Source organism: Blastomonas sp. AAP25, assembly GCF_001295965.1.
Taxonomy (GTDB): Bacteria; Pseudomonadota; Alphaproteobacteria; order Sphingomonadales; family Sphingomonadaceae; genus Blastomonas; species Blastomonas fulva.
In genome coordinates this window covers 21,502-33,935 of the sequence record NZ_LJHP01000003.1, presented here as the reverse complement: position 1 = coordinate 33,935, position 12,434 = coordinate 21,502, and the positions used below count along the sequence as shown (strand labels likewise).

At 60.6% G+C, this 12,434-nt stretch carries 8 protein-coding genes; 2 read left to right on the top strand and 6 right to left on the bottom strand.

Annotation, left to right across the window (positions count from 1 at the left end; all coding sequences use genetic code 11):
• Window positions 1–7 precede the first annotated feature (7 nt).
• Together IP68_RS04140 and IP68_RS04135 are read right to left on the bottom strand one after the other, a co-directional pair.
• Complete coding sequence (locus IP68_RS04140) at window positions 8–835, bottom strand: NmrA family NAD(P)-binding protein (RefSeq protein ID WP_054133782.1); 828 nt, start codon at window positions 833–835, stop codon at window positions 8–10.
• Window positions 828–1,283, bottom strand: a complete 456-nt coding sequence (locus tag IP68_RS04135; protein WP_231683730.1) for a nuclear transport factor 2 family protein — start codon at window positions 1,281–1,283, stop codon at window positions 828–830. Before IP68_RS04135 ends, IP68_RS04140 begins: the two co-directional genes overlap by 8 nt.
• A 57-nt stretch (window positions 1,284–1,340) precedes the next feature.
• On the opposite strand from IP68_RS04135, the gene IP68_RS04130 reads away from it, so the two are divergent.
• Window positions 1,341–1,961, top strand: coding sequence for a TetR/AcrR family transcriptional regulator (locus IP68_RS04130; RefSeq protein ID WP_054133716.1), 621 nt, complete (start codon window positions 1,341–1,343; stop codon window positions 1,959–1,961).
• A 93-nt stretch (window positions 1,962–2,054) separates the two neighbouring features.
• Here the strand turns inward: IP68_RS04130 and IP68_RS04125 are convergent, their stop codons facing one another.
• Both IP68_RS04125 and IP68_RS04120 read right to left on the bottom strand, forming a co-directional pair.
• Window positions 2,055–5,489 carry a M1 family aminopeptidase gene (locus tag IP68_RS04125; RefSeq protein WP_197275722.1) on the bottom strand — a complete coding sequence of 1,145 codons (3,435 nt, stop codon included), beginning with the start codon at window positions 5,487–5,489 and terminating at the stop codon, window positions 2,055–2,057.
• Between the two features lie 194 nt (window positions 5,490–5,683).
• Entirely contained in the window at window positions 5,684–6,535 is an 852-nt protein-coding gene (locus IP68_RS04120; RefSeq protein WP_231683728.1) for an ABC transporter ATP-binding protein, read from the bottom strand.
• Between the two features lie 354 nt (window positions 6,536–6,889).
• On the opposite strand from IP68_RS04120, the gene IP68_RS04115 reads away from it, so the two are divergent.
• Entirely contained in the window at window positions 6,890–8,608 is a 1,719-nt protein-coding gene (locus tag IP68_RS04115; RefSeq protein WP_369814818.1) for a M20/M25/M40 family metallo-hydrolase, read from the top strand.
• Window positions 8,609–8,701: 93 nt separating this feature from the next.
• Here IP68_RS04115 and IP68_RS04110 read toward each other — a convergent pair whose 3' ends face one another.
• Together IP68_RS04110 and IP68_RS04105 are read right to left on the bottom strand one after the other, a co-directional pair.
• Window positions 8,702–9,700 (bottom strand): dipeptidase, encoded by a 999-nt coding sequence (locus tag IP68_RS04110; protein WP_082382116.1) that lies wholly within the window; start codon window positions 9,698–9,700, stop codon window positions 8,702–8,704.
• A 178-nt stretch (window positions 9,701–9,878) separates the two neighbouring features.
• Complete coding sequence (locus tag IP68_RS04105) at window positions 9,879–12,209, bottom strand: TonB-dependent receptor (RefSeq protein ID WP_082382115.1); 2,331 nt, start codon at window positions 12,207–12,209, stop codon at window positions 9,879–9,881.
• Window positions 12,210–12,434: the final 225 nt, after the last annotated feature.

The window sequence follows — 12,434 nt, the reverse complement described above, 5'->3', positions numbered from 1 at the left end:
AGTTTTTTCAGGCCAAAGCGCTTTGACCCTTCAGAAAGCTTGCAAGACTATTCGCTGGCCGCCCCGTTATCCGCTCCACCTCCAGAGTGATCCGGTCCTCGGACCCTTGCGCGATTGCCTCGTCCATGCCGGCAAGCGTGAGGGCATAGGATCGGGGGATACCAGATCCGGCGTACCGGTCCGCCAACGCGTCCACCGTCAGACGGCAATGACGGACAGGTCTGCCGATTCTTGCGCTGATCGCATCTGCCACTTCGGCGTAGGTAAGGGCTTCCGGACCTGTCAACACATGCTCGCTGGAAGGAAGCGCGGAACTGGTCAGGGCCTCTACTGCAACGGCAGCGATATCGGCGGCATCGATGAACGGCACGCGTCCGTCCCCCGTCGCGGAGTACACGCACCCCTCATGAAGGATCGAATGCAAATGCTGGGTCGTGAAGTTCTGCATGAACCAGCTTGGGCGCAAGACCGTCCAGAGCGGCGCATGGGCGTCCAGCCAGGCATGAACCTCACCCATCATCGGCCCACCTGCCTCGAGCGAAGAAGCGCTCAGCAGCACCAGTCGTCCCGGGATCTGCAATACCGCCCGCTTGAGGAAGGGATGCATAGCGGACAGCTGTTCCGTCTGATCGGTCGGCGCAACAAGGTAGACCGCGCCAACGCCCTCGAGCGCAGGACCGTATGTCGTCGCGTCACCCCAATCGAACCGGACCTGGTTCGCTGACGATGGGTCGCGCGTGGCGACGCGCGCTTCGATCCCGCGCAGCGCAAGCTGGCTGGCGACCTGCTGACCTGTCTTCCCCGTGCCGCCGGTTACGAGAACCCGCTCATTCATGGCCGGCGCCTCCCCCCACAAGGGCATCGACGAACGCCGCGCCCTTTGTTGCACGGAGCACGGCGATCGGGTTCCAGTAATCGCGATAGAGAACAATGCGGCCGTTCTCGGTGCGGATCACTGAGATATAGCGCTGATCATAGGGCGCGCCTGTCGCCACCCCGCGACCGAAGCCCTCGAACTCGATGATGACCACGGCGGGATCGGTCGTGGGATGCACGGTCGGTTCGCCCATCCTGTCGAACGCGATGAGGCCGCCCAGCCCTTCAAGGTGGCGGGCGACGGCCTCTCGGCCATCGAGCCGATCAGGCAGGTCGGGCAGCGCATAGGGAAACTCCATCACGGCGTGTTCGTCCATCATGTCCGGGAACGACCTGGCGTCCCGGTCGATCCGGTCCCCGAGCGCCTTGCGAAGCATGGCCGAAAAGCTTTCAATATCTTCACTCATGATCTATCTCCAGTTGGTCGGAACGATTGCGTTCCGACCATATTTAGGGATCTGTGGATGGAACGCAACCGTTCCGACGATGTCGGAACCCGAATCCGCACTCTGAGCGGCGCAGCAGTCATGCGTGCTGACGTCACGGACGCGCTGACCCGCGCCTTTTTCCAGGAATGGGCCCGCACTGGCTATTCAGGGCTAAGCCTCGAGCGTGTTGCCCGCTCGGCTGGCGTCGGCAAGGCCGCACTCTATCGGCGCTGGCCCGAAAAATCGGTGATGGCAGGCGACCTTCTGTCGCGTGTCGGGTTGACGATCACCGATGTTGGCGATCAGGGGTCTCTCGAAGCCGATCTGAAGGCGTTGCTCTTCGCGCTTCGCCGGGTGCTCCGACACCCAAAGATGCGGCGGATCATTACGGACCTCCATGCCGAGATCGAGCGAACTCCAGCGCTCGAAACGGCCATACGGCCATTCCAGCGCGCACGACGCGAACGAATCAACGGATTGCTCGATCGAGCCATCGAGAGAGGCGAGCTCTCGCCATCCGTAGACCGCGAAACCGCGGCGGACCTTATCGCAGCTCCGCTATACTGGCGTTTGTCGGTCGTGGGTGGGCGATCTGACAAGGATCACATCGCACGCCTTGCCCGAATGCTCGCCTCTGCCCTGCGCGCAGACGATTGACGTGCCTCGACAAGCAGGGCTCCGCGCATGCCGGCATTGAGCTTCAACGGCGGTGGAACCCTTGGATGCGGATGTCGTTCCGCCGAAGTGAGGCTATCGACCTCTTTCCGTCACCGCCACCACATTGTCGCTGACGTTGCGGTCGACAAACGTGAGGTACGGATCGATACCGGCATAGGCTGGCTTGCTCGTCGTGATCATGCGGATGTTCTGTTGGCCTGAGCGGATCGGCAGGCGCTGCAATGATATCACCTTCTCGCGGGTGAATCCCCGATCGTCGGGATTGGCGCGGAATACGCCGATATCGAGTTGCTCGTTGAACGTTGCTTCACGCTCATTGCCCTTGCCATCGGCATAGGACTTTCCTGCTGCCACCGTGATGAGAGTTTCATAGCGGCCGTCCGGCATCTTTCGGACCGTCGCCTGGCTGACCCTGAGGTCATAGAGGGTGATACGGTAGAACAGGTCCCGGATAAGTTCGCGCTCGGCAGGCGTGCGGGCAATCGCAAGCAACCCATCCACCAGGTCGCTCGAACTGGCAAAAGGCGCAGGTTTGGACCGATACCGCTCTATCAGACTGCGCAACACCCCATTGACCCGGTCCTCGCCCAGACGATCCTGCAGAAGATACATGACCAGCGAGCCCTTATTGTAGTGAATGTATCCCTGCCTGTAGACTTTGGCGAGCGGCTGTTCCTCGGCTGCTTCCAGCCGGCGGCCCTGCAGATAGATATCCTGCTCGTATTTGAGGAACTGGCGGATCTGATCGGCCCCCAAGTTCTTCTTCATCACCATCAGCGCCGAATACTGCGCCAATGTCTCGGTAAGAACCTCGGCTCCCTGCATGTCCGCGGGCATCACTTGGTGGAACCAGTACTGGTGCGCCAGTTCGTGCGCGGTGAGGTAGGCGAGGAAATCGAGCCGATGTGGATCGCGGAAATCCATGATGAAGCCGACTTTTTCGGAGTAGCCCACCGTCCCGGGTGCAGAGTTCGCGCCACCACCGTAATCGGGCCGTTCGATGATGCGCGCGTAGCCATATTGGTAGGGACCGAAATTATCGCGATAGTAATTGAGCGAGTCGACCATCGCGTTCAGCATCCGGTCAATGTTCATCGCATGTTCGGGGTGATAATAAACGCTGGCACGGACGCCGCGACCGGCATCGACAGATTTCTGCGCGTAGCGACCGGCCTGGATCGTGATGAAGTTCAGCGATGGGATGGGAGATACGAACCTCGCTGTCCGACGGCCGTTGGCGACAGTCTCGGATACCCGCGCCCCTGTCACCACCAGTGTCTGGTCTGCATCCGTTGTGACCGTAATGTCCGTGTTCACGCGATCGACGCTCGCGAAGTTCCTGTTGCGGGCCGCTGGATCGCCGAGCCTGGGCGCTGTCTTTCCGGCTGACAGGCCGTATTTGCGCCGCTGCTTGTTGCCTTGCAGGAAATTGGCACCGCTCATCCCGAGCGCCGGTGCGAAGGCGAAATTGGTCAGATACGCCCCGTTGGCCGCAGGCTGCGCATCGAATTCATACGCCTGAAGGTTTGAAGGCAGCGCATATAGCCCGCGCTTCTCCTGCACGGTTCTGAAGGTCAGCGTCCCCTGGTCGCCCGGCTGCAAAGGCTTGGCAAATCGGTAGATGCGGTGGAGATTTTCCTTGTCGTCGCTCACCAGCGTTGCGCCGGGCACGTGTATCGCCTCGACACGCAAGGTCGGGGCGGGGATGCGAACGTGGAGCAGTTCGATCGGTCTGGTTGTCGCGTTGCTGAAACGATAGCGTCCGTCAAACTGTGCCCATCGCCGGGAAGGCCTCAATTCCACATCGAGCCTGACATCCGTGAGCGTCGGCTCCGGTCGCCCCAGATAGCGCGCATACGCCTTCTCATACCGCGCCGTGCGCATGTCTTCGGCATCGCCGCCTGCCCAATAATGGTTGGCGATGTTCATGTTGTAATAGAGATAGCTGCCCATCCCCGCGGTTATCGCCAGCGCGAGGGCCATGATTGCGAGGGGCATGCCGCGCAATCTCGCGGGCAGCGTGCGCCACTGCCCGGCAAGCGTCACGGCGGTACCACGACGCCACATCAGATGACCGATGATGACGAGAATTGCGGCAAAGGCGGTCCAATAGAACCGCAGCGCCCAGGCGGTGGCGCCGCCGTAGTCATCGCCATTCATGTCCGATAGCGGGTTTGAGGCTTCGGCGTAATTGAGCAGCGGGTGGCTGAGGCCCAGACCGGCGAAAACGATCGTCGATACGAGGTACAGCAGCATGATGCCCCAGCCGACGAACTTGTTCGGGCTGACAGCCTGGGCCACGATCGACAGAACAGACAGATGGATGACATAAAAGATGTTGGGCGCGGCGAACCACGCCAACCACTGGCCAAGTTCGATATCGGCGACCCCGCGCACCAGCTGAAACGCTATCGATTGGACGAGCACCACCCCGACGCTGAGCGCGATCAGGACACCTGCCACCCCGCAAAGCTTGGAGACCAGAAAAACCCAATTGGGGACCGCTGTCGCGTCGATGATCTCGTTGATCCGGCGCTCGCGTTCACGCCATACGACTTCCCCTGCAAAATAGATCGCCATCAGAACCGTGATCAGGGCCGAAGCACCCCGAACCGTTTCGACCAGCACAAACGTCCGCGGCCAGGGAGGCACATTGTAGAAGCGGCCGGCAAGCGTCAGCGTGAGCAGCAGGTTGATTGATCCGACCAGTGCAAGCACCCAGAAGGCTGGGCTTTTGAAGACGAGCTTCATTTCCAGCAGGGTGCGCGTGCGCAGCTGATGCCATACTCCGCGCTCGGGCATGCTGTCCGGAAGCTGCCGGACGACCAGGGGACTGACGGCGGCCAGCTTCGCCTCGCGCGCCGCCTGACGCCGGGCGCCGCGCGGCGACGTGCCGCGTTCGGCGAAGCGGAAGTGCCAGACGGCGATGATGACCAGCGCAATCGACAAGGCCATCCACACCAGGCGGTGGCTGAGCAGCATCCAGGTCAGTTCCAGTGACTGCGTGTTCGCCTGGATCGGGGTCAGGTAGCGGATGCCCAGGCCATATGCGATCGTGCCGAATGGCTCAAAATAGGCCGCAAGCGACACATCGGGCCATTTCCGCAGCATGGCCGTGAGTGCAAAATAGGCAAACATGCACACGATCACCGCGAGATAGCTGTAGGTGACCGAACGGGTCCAGATCGCGACCGCAAAGAAGATCGCCGAGGTGATCAGCAGGTTGGGCAGAGCAATGACGAGGAAGGCAAACGCATAATCCTGCAGCCGGTTGGGGCCGATCAACTCCGGATCAACCCATGGCATCCAAGTGCCAATCCAGATCGCTGCCGGCACCGCCAGAAACGCCACCGCAGCGCCGAGAAACGCGCCGCTGAACCGACCCAGCATATAGGAAAGCTTGTTGACTTTGGTTGAGCGGATGATCCCGCCAAAGCCGGTCTCGTCGTCGCGCACGACCACGTTGGCGACGAAGGCGGTGGTCACGAACATGAAGAACAGCGACATTGTCAGCATGATCTGGGCGATCGCGGTCGGCGCATTGGTGAAGATATTGCCGCCGCTGCCGAGGCGGATCGATTCAACCGTCGTTGCGCCGAAGGTCAGCAGGAAGAACAGGACGGTGGCAACCCAGAACACCGGGTTGCGGAACTGGTAACGCAGCTCGAAGCGCGCGATCGTACCGAACATCAACGTGCCCCTCAAACGGCTGGTTGCGCGGAGGCGCGGCGGATTTGCGTCAAGGTCGACAGGTAAACGTCTTCCAGCCCGCCCTCGACAGGCGCAAAGCCGTTGCCGGGGTCCGTTTCAGACAGAATGTGGATGATGGTTCGGCCTGCAAACAGCCGGGTCGAGATGACCTCATAGCCAAGCTTGACGTCGTCGAGCCTGTCGCGCTCGATCGTCTTGGCCCAGATGGTGCCGCGGCTGCGCGCGATCAGATCACCGGGCGCGCCCTCAAGCTGGATGCGCCCCGCCGCAAGCACCGCCATGCGCGGGCACAGATCGGCGACATCCTCGACAATGTGAGTGGACAGGATGATCACGACGTTCTCGCCGATTTCCACCAGCAGATTATAGAAGCGGTTGCGCTCTTCCGGATCGAGACCAGCGGTCGGCTCGTCGACAATGATCAGTTCGGGGTTGCCGATCAACGCCTGCGCGATCCCGAAGCGCTGGCGCATTCCGCCTGAAAATCCCGCGATCGCCTTGGTGCGGACACCCCATAAGTTGGTCTGGACCAGCAAGGATTCCACTGTCGCGCGCCGGTCAGCGGCCGAGATGACGCCCTTGAGCGACGCCATGTGATCGAGCATGTCGTAAGCGGAAACGCGGGGATACACCCCGAAATCCTGCGGCAGATAGCCCAAAGTCGCCCTGAGACGGCCTGGCTCGGCCAGCACGTCGATATCGCCGAACCTGATCGCGCCGGCGGTCGGTGTCTGCAGCGTCGCGATGGTCCGCATCAGCGAGGATTTTCCAGCACCATTTGGTCCCAGTAGCCCGAACATTCCCTTGCCGATCGAGATTGTGACCCCATCGAGTGCACGCATTCCGTTTGGATAAACATGCTCAACGCCATTCAAATGCAGCAATATTGCCTCCTGGAAATTCTCTTTGCTGCCCATCGTCATGGATGACGCCGCAATATGCCCGCAGCACATCGCGAAGAAGCTGCGTTTCGCCCGCACACAATTCACAGGACCAGCCTTTGCCAGCGAACCTGGCGCCTTCCTCAGCGCCAGAGAGGTCGCTCCGCCGGTCAACCACGGCCCCGGGCTAGGTTGGGCTGAGCGCGTCGAACCAGCGTTTCTGTTTTGCCATCGCGACAGAGTTTCGGAGAAAGCCAGCGACGGCGCAAATCACTAATCTTATCGCTCAAGGGTAGTTATTCTCATGCTGGAACGGTGGGCTGGCTGAATTCGGTCAGCGGCATGATCGACCTGTGCCGTCGAAATCTCTGCTGTCGATGTCATCGCGCGGCCAGGCCTATAGAAAAGCTCAGGCTTAGCCTGAGACATTCAGGTTTGTATTGGCCGCCCGATCATCCGAAACCAGGTGCCCATTGCTGTGTTTCCAAGGGGCTTCCTATGACCTTCGATGACTTCGACTGCCTCAACCGTCGCGACCTGATCCAAACCGGCGCACTGCTGGGCGCCGGCATTGCCCTGGCTCAACCGCTACCCCTTCTGGCGCAATCGGGCGCATTATCGGATGTGCGCGCTGCGGCGCTGGCAGGCAAGGATACGGCCATCAAGCGCATCCGCGACTGGATAGCACTGCCATCGATCGCTGCCGAAAACCTGAACATGCCCGAGGGCGCCGCCTATTTCGCCGGACTGGCGAGGGATGCAGGATTCACCGATGTCGAGATCATCCCGACAGACGGGCATCCGGGCGTGTTTGGCAAGATCGACGTGGGGGCGCCACGCACCTTGGGTCTCTATTTCATGTATGACGTCAAGCAATTCACTCCCGCCGAATGGTCCTCTCCCCCGCTTGAGGGCAGGCTTGTCGAGCGAAAGGGGCTTGGCACCACGATGGTCGGCAGGGGGTCGGCCAATCACAAGGGCCCCGAGGCGACGTTTCTCTCCGCTCTGCATGCCATCCGGGCGGCTGGGCGCACCTTGCCGGTCAATCTCGTCCTCATTTGCGAAGGCGAGGAGGAGATCGGCTCTCCCAATTTCCGCCAGCTCGTCACAACGCCCCGTGTGCTCGCCGCGCTGCGGTCGTGCGACGGCGTCTTCATGCCCACCACCATGCAGGGGCTGGAGGGAAATGCCGCAGTCGAACTGGGCGCGAAGGGTATCATCGAGCTGGAGTTGATCGCCAGTGGCAACAAATGGGGCCGAGGACCGAAGAACGACATTCACTCCAGCCTGAAGGCCATAGTCGATTCTCCGGTATGGCGACTGGTGCAGGCCCTGCAGACACTGGTTACGCCTGACGGCAATACCCCTGCGATCGAAGGCTGGTTCGAGAATGTCCGCCTGCTAACCGAGCGCGAGAAATCCCTGATCACACAAGCGATATCGCCCGTGACCGAAGGGCAGATGAAAGATGCCTTTGGTATCACCCATTGGATCGACGACCTCCCCTTCCCGGATGCGCTTATCCGGCTGGCCCAGGCGCCGACCGTCAATATCGAAGGGCTGGTCGCGGGCCACACCGGTCCCGGCGGCATGACCATCCTGCCCAACCGTGCGGTTGCCAAGCTCGATTTCCGGCTGGTGCCCAATCAGACGCGCGCCGAGGCCGTTCAGAAGCTGCGCGCGCATCTCGACAAGCAAGGCTTTGCCGATGTCGAGATGAAGGTGAGTGGCGGTTACGATCCCACCGAAACCGACGAGAACAGCCGCCTCATCCGCACTGCGATGGCAACGTACAGGAAGCTGGGCATCAGACCGGATCTCACCGTGAGGCTTGCGGGAAGCTGGCCTGGCGGGACATTCACCCAGCCACCCGTATCCGTTCCGGTGGGGCGGTTCGGGCTGGGTACTGGCGGCTATGCCCATGCGCCCGATGAATATCTCTTGATCGAGTCCACCAACCCCAAGGTGGCAGGCCTCGTCGACTCGGTCATGGCCTATGCCGAGTTCCTCTACACTCTGGCAGCGATCGACTAGCACAAGCGGAGTCTGCGCCCGGGGCAGTGTTCACGCGGGTTGCTGCCGTGGTGGACACCAGCCCCGGGTGTCCCGGCTTTGCATCGCCGAGACCTAGGCAGGTCGCCAGACGTCGCGGGCCACGCGCATGAAGTTGCCGCCCAGAATCCCGCCAATGGCGGCTTCGGGGTACCCCAGTTTCACGAGAGCTTCGACGATGTCCGACAGCCGCTCGGGCTCGATCATCTTCATACCGGCCTGATAGCTGAAGCCTTCGGGAAAAGTGGAGGCCATGCTGACGAGATAATCATCCAGTTCAGCGGCATCGAAGACATAGTCCAGCCCCAGCCCAACATGCTCGGCACCGATCAACTGAACCGCATAATCGACGTGGCGCACGAAGGTTTCAGTCGAATTGTCGTTCTCGCCTAGGAAAATACCGATGCCGTTGATCCCGACCACGCCTTTGGTCGCAGCGCAGGCCCGCATGGCTTCATCACGGATGTTGCGGGGGTGGTCGTGCAGCGCCCGCGGGTTGGAGTGCGAGAAGATGACCGGTCGCGACGCGTAATGCATCACGTCCATCGTCGTACGATGGCCAGTGTGCGAACAGCAGGCCACCATGCCGACACGGGCCATCTCGTCCAATACGATACGCCCGAACGCGGTCAACCCGCGGTCCTCTTCCTCATGGCAGCCGCTGCCGACCCGGTTGGCGCGGTTGTAGGCCATAAGCATCCATCGGACGCCAAGATCATAATACAGGCTGATCAGGCTGGGCTGATCGGCCACACCGTTGGCGCCTTCCATGTTGAACGCGATCGCCAGCTTACCCTCGCGCCGGGCCCGTTCGATATCGTCCACCGTCGCGATCAGCACATAGCTTTCGGGATGTTGCTTGAGCCAGTGACGAAAATTGGCGATCATCCGGATGTGGTCTTCGATACCATGGTCGCCAAAGCCGATATTGACGATGGCGACATCGACCCCCGCCTGCCGATAGCGGGCAAGTTGCGGAAGGAAAACGGTATCGAACGGCCGCAAAGGCAAGCAACCGTGATTGTCCCAGACCAGCCAGTCCTTCAGATTGACCGGGGGCTGCGTGACCATCATGCAACGCTCGTTCTGTGGCCGCGACCAAGACGGGCTTGTGCCATCTTCAATCCTTCTGGCAGATATTGCTTCCCACGGCGGCGACCATTCCGACCAGCCTGACCGTTCGATTGCGAGACAATCACTGAGTGTCGCTGATCGTCCAGGCCGTGCGGAACCGCATCGCGCCAGGATCGGCTCAAAACCGGTAGCTCGCGGTGACCCCGAATGTCCGCGGCCGATAGACCTGCCGCAGCAGCCGCTGGCCGGGACCTATCCCCAGCCTCGACAATTCGTCGCGTGAATTCAGGACATTATTGATGAACAGCGAGATATCCGTATTGCCGGCACGCCCTCCCAGTCTTGCGGCCACAAAGTTTCGGGTGAATACGCGCGCATACAGCGGATCGAAACCGAGATTGCCCGATGGGTTGTCCAGGCCGCTGCGATAATCCCATTGCACACGGCCATAGCCCGTCAACCCGCTGGCCCCCAGGCTGGTCTCGTAATTGCCCGCGAGCGAAACGATCCAGGGTGGCGCGAAACGATCCCCCTTGGTGACGATGTTAGCCGCCGGGCTCGCCACCGACCCGTCAGGATTGAGGATAGCGGGACGGATGAGGGTCTCCTGCACGGTCGCCCGGGTGTAGCTGAAGTTCACATCGAGCGAGAGACCGGTGACAGGCGTGATCGTGAACTGCGCCTCCACGCCCCGGGCGCGCGATTTGCCGAGGTTGTCGATAAACGGCGAAGCACAATTGACCACGGTCCGGCTTCGCTGAACATCGGTCCAGTCGATCTGGAACGCGTTCGCCGCAAAGGTCAGCCAGCGACCAGCGCGCCCCTTCGCACCAACTTCATAGCTCCACGTGCTGTCCGAACGGTACTGCCTTGGTACATCTTCATAACCCAGATTTCTGAGCTGGGCGGTGCATGCGGGGTCGGGTAGCGTTGGAACGACGTTGGAGCCGCCCGGACGAAACCCTTTGCCTGCGCTGGCATAGACCATCAGATCGTCGGTGGCCTGATACTCGATCCCGAACTTGGGCGTAATCGGGCTTTCTGCAGTGCTTCCGCTGGTGACCACATCGGTGGGCACATTGTTGCCCGTTACACCGCGAAAATCGAATTCAATGTACGAATAGCGCGCACCGGCGCTGACACTGAGCTTGTCGGTCAGCTTGTAGTCGACCTGCCCGAAAACGGCAAACTGGCGGTCCAGCGCTCTGTCATTGCCAAAATTGACATTGCCGTTGATGGAAGGGATGTAGAAAATATCGGGCCTGGCAGCCCTGTTGAATTCGACCGCGCTCTGACGCGCGTTCTGGTAGAACAGGCCGAACGAATAGCTGATCGGGCTCGCGCTGGGGTTGGACACCAGGCGCAGCTCCTGGGTCAACGTCCGCTGCCTTATGGTGACGTCGACCGACAGACGTTCATCAATGATGCCCGGCAAGCCGAATCCCGCGGCGGGTAGACCGAGTATATCGAGCAGAAGACCGGTGCCATCGTCGCTGTTCACGACCTTGCGATCGAGGTATGAGGTATTGCTGATCAGCCTTGCCGGCCCAAGATCGGCTTCCGCCTTGACCGCATAAAGAACGGCGCGGTCCCGGCCAAAGGAGGGAATGCTTTCGCCGCTGGTGAATGCCGGAAATGGTGGCAGATCGACATTGGGTCGCCATTCCCAGAATTGGTCGCTCTCGTTCCGGTTGGCTTTCTGGTAGAAGACAGATGGCGTGATCGTCAGATCTTCGGTCGGCTTGAGCAACAACGCGAAGTTGCCGACATAGGTATCGCGCGAGTTGGCGTTTTGCTTGGGTGTGCCCCCATTCTGGATGTAAGGGACGCGATCGATATAGCCGCCGTCGCGGCGATAATAGCCACTTGCCCGAAATCCGATCTTGTTCTCGACAAGGGGCCCGCCAACGGCAGCCCCCGCCTCGTAACTCAGCGCGCCGCCTTCGGTCGTCGCCAGCTCGGCACGCCCATAACCGGAATACTCGCTGACGCTCGGCTTTGCAGTGATGAAGCGGATGGCACCGCCCATGGCGCCAGCGCCGAACAAGGTGCCCTGGGGGCCACGCAGCACTTCGATGCGCTCAAGGTCGAACATGGCGGGATAGAAGTTGGATGTCGTGCTCAATGAGCGAACCTGGACAGGCGTGTCGTCGATATAGACGCCGTTCATCGTCGCGCCGATCACGGAGGTGAGCCCGCGGATCACAAGATAGCTGGCGCCGAACGCCCCCTGGTTGAGCGAAAGCCCCGGAGTCATGCGCGCGAGGTCCTCAATGTTGCGCACGCCCCTCACATCGAGATCTTCCTGGGAGTAGGCACTGACGCTGACCGGCGTGCGCAAGATCGTAGTGTCGCGGCGCGTCGCCGTCACGACGATCTCGCTTGGATTGCGCGTTCTCGCGTCGCCCTGCTCCGGCACTTGGTCATTGGCGAGTGCCGCGGTCGAACACATAAATGCGCCCATCGATATGGTAGCCAAAAGCCTGTTACTTGCTTTGGTCTTTATCATGGTCCCAATCCCCTTAATTTTTATTTATTCATTCAGCTTCTTAAGCTCTGTCAAATTATTATATACGCGCCGTTGCTGTCAGTGCCCTGCTTAAACAACAGAACATCCTGCCCCGATGCGATCGGTGAGCGAGATTTTGCTACATCATTCGAAAGTTAGCCCGACCTTTATTATTATAAAGTCAGTAATTCTGGCTCTTTGCGCCAGATAATCTACGCCGCCTTT

Excerpts from the sequence above, each read along its gene's own strand:
- IP68_RS04110 (WP_082382116.1), bottom strand. The coding sequence starts at position 9,700 with ATGATGGTCACGCAGCCCCCGGTCAATCTGAAGGACTGGCTGGTCTGG.
- IP68_RS04135 (WP_231683730.1), bottom strand. The coding sequence starts at position 1,283 with ATGAGTGAAGATATTGAAAGCTTTTCGGCCATGCTTCGCAAGGCGCTC.
- IP68_RS04125 (WP_197275722.1), bottom strand. The coding sequence starts at position 5,489 with ATGTCGCTGTTCTTCATGTTCGTGACCACCGCCTTCGTCGCCAACGTG.
- IP68_RS04130 (WP_054133716.1), top strand. The coding sequence starts at position 1,341 with ATGGAACGCAACCGTTCCGACGATGTCGGAACCCGAATCCGCACTCTG.
- IP68_RS04140 (WP_054133782.1), bottom strand. The coding sequence starts at position 835 with ATGAATGAGCGGGTTCTCGTAACCGGCGGCACGGGGAAGACAGGTCAG.
- IP68_RS04105 (WP_082382115.1), bottom strand. The coding sequence starts at position 12,209 with ATGATAAAGACCAAAGCAAGTAACAGGCTTTTGGCTACCATATCGATG.
- IP68_RS04120 (WP_231683728.1), bottom strand. The coding sequence starts at position 6,535 with ATGCGTGCACTCGATGGGGTCACAATCTCGATCGGCAAGGGAATGTTC.